1 protein-coding gene is annotated in these 387 nt (G+C 65.9%); it reads right to left on the reverse strand.

Features of this window, described 5'->3' with window-relative positions; all coding sequences use genetic code 11:
- Positions 1 to 387 (reverse strand): DEAD/DEAH box helicase family protein (locus FLQ44_RS08215; protein WP_240801219.1); only part of this gene is annotated, 387 nt, incomplete at both ends.

The raw sequence follows: 387 nt of genomic DNA on the forward strand, positions 1-387 counted from the left end.
AGATCCTCGAACAGCTCGTCCAGGCTGGCGCCGTCCTTGATCGCGCCGTTGGCGGTGCGCCCTTCATAGCGCTCCGGCACCGTCGCGCCATCGGCCTCGGCTTCCTTGATCGTGTAGCGATCGATGAACTCGCCGAAGATCTCGTGGGTGCGCTTCTTCTCACCCATGATGATCGGCGTGCCGGTGAAGCCGATGCGCGCGCAGTTGGGCAGCCCAGCGAGCAGACTGGCGTGCAGGTCACCGGCCTGGGTGCGATGGGCCTCATCGACCAGCACGAGAATGCCGTCGTCCTCGTTCAAGACCTCGAAAGCGCTGCTCGTGGCGAGGCGGCTGGCGCTGGCACCGTCGCCGGCCCTGTAGCCGGATTTCGGTTCTTGCACCTTGGGC

Origin of the sequence: Vogesella mureinivorans (genome assembly GCF_007644035.1) — a bacterium.
Lineage (GTDB): Bacteria > Pseudomonadota > Gammaproteobacteria > Burkholderiales > Chromobacteriaceae > Vogesella > Vogesella mureinivorans.